General features: G+C 53.9%; 2 protein-coding genes. One reads left to right on the forward strand and one right to left on the reverse strand.

The window, feature by feature from the left end; genetic code table 11:
* On the forward strand, positions 1-597 hold a 597-nt coding region (locus BLO43_RS16220), incomplete at its 5' end, for an SUMF1/EgtB/PvdO family nonheme iron enzyme (RefSeq protein WP_175444004.1).
* Positions 598-657: 60 nt separating this feature from the next.
* Here the strand turns inward: BLO43_RS16220 and BLO43_RS16225 are convergent.
* The coding region (locus tag BLO43_RS16225) for an ADP-ribosylglycohydrolase family protein (RefSeq protein WP_139149322.1) at positions 658-1,350 on the reverse strand (693 nt) is incomplete at its 5' end.

Here is a 1,350-nt window from a genome sequence, read left to right on the forward strand (position 1 = left end):
AACCCAGTATTATGGCTTTCAGAAGGATTGGACTGGGTCAAATCAAACAAGAGATATCATCCCCTATACTGGCGTGCCGACAAAAATGAATGGAAAGAATTTACACTTCACGGAATGCTGCCTCTGAATCTCGATCTACCGGTTATCCATGTCTCATTCTACGAAGCGGATGCCTTCGCACGTTGGTGTGATTCGCGACTGCCGACAGAAGGAGAGTGGGAAAATGCAGCTCTCCAGCAGCAAATAGAAGGGTGCTTCGCCGATAATGAGCGATTCCATCCCGAATCAGCCAGATCGGATAACATTTCTTCGCCGGAGATTCTTCAGCTCTATGGCGATGCCTGGGAGTGGACCCGTTCAAGCTATTCCGCTTACCCGGGCTATAGCCCATTCAAGCCAAATCCCGAGAAACCTATATCTTACGTGTGGGATGAGGCGATAGGGGAATACAACAGCAGATCCATGGTAAATCAGTATGTACTGCGAGGCGGATCATGTCTTAGCCCCCAAGAGAGAATCCGAGCCAGTTTTCGTAACTTTCTTCCCGCTAAAACATGTTGGCAGGTTACTGGCATACGGCTGGCACGGGATCCTTGATTCAACGAGAAATTTGCCGTGGGACAGACTTGCAAAACAACGCTCCTTCCACACCGCTCGTTATGCGTGCTTACTGAAGCTAGTTAATTGTCCGCCGGCGGTTGAAGCGCCTACCCGCGAGGCCAACTCCATCGCAAATCGCTGAAGTGTCTCGGCTTCGGCCAGGCCATCCAAAAAGTGCCGAGGTATTCCCGATAACCCGACTTGGGCTCCGACGAGCGCGCCGGTCAAAACAGCGCGGGCTTGATTTTCACCACCGCCATTCACGGCGTGGAGCACAGCCAATTCAAAATTGTCCGGAAAGCGGGCAGTGAGATGGTAGGCTGCGGGAAGTTGATGATAAATGGCGCAGGTCATACCATAAACAATGGAGACTTTCCATGCGGGTTCTATACGGATCTCGGGGTCTACCACGGCTGCGGCCACATACGAGGGCGTAAGCAGGGCATCCGGAGAGACGAAATATCCATTTTCCCGGGGAAGGTCCTCCTGAGGCGGCTGCATGTCCGTATGCGCCATAGTATGGAACGGCAGTTTTCCCGCTCTTGCCAACCGCATGAGTTTGCCGGAAAGGCTCCTGTTGAGCTTGTGTCCCTGCACCAGGAGACCCAGCACCGCCCCGTACGCGACCGTCAAGGTAACCACGGTATCGTCGATCTGGGTAAGCCGGGTATTGCTGGAGATGGCAGCTGCCAGGTCCTGCGGCTGAAAAGCGTAGCGAACTGCCAGGGCGAGCGTCCGCCCTATCGCTTC

It is taken from the genome of Nitrosospira sp. Nsp13, assembly GCF_900101945.1.
Classification (GTDB): Bacteria; Pseudomonadota; Gammaproteobacteria; order Burkholderiales; family Nitrosomonadaceae; genus Nitrosospira; species Nitrosospira multiformis_D.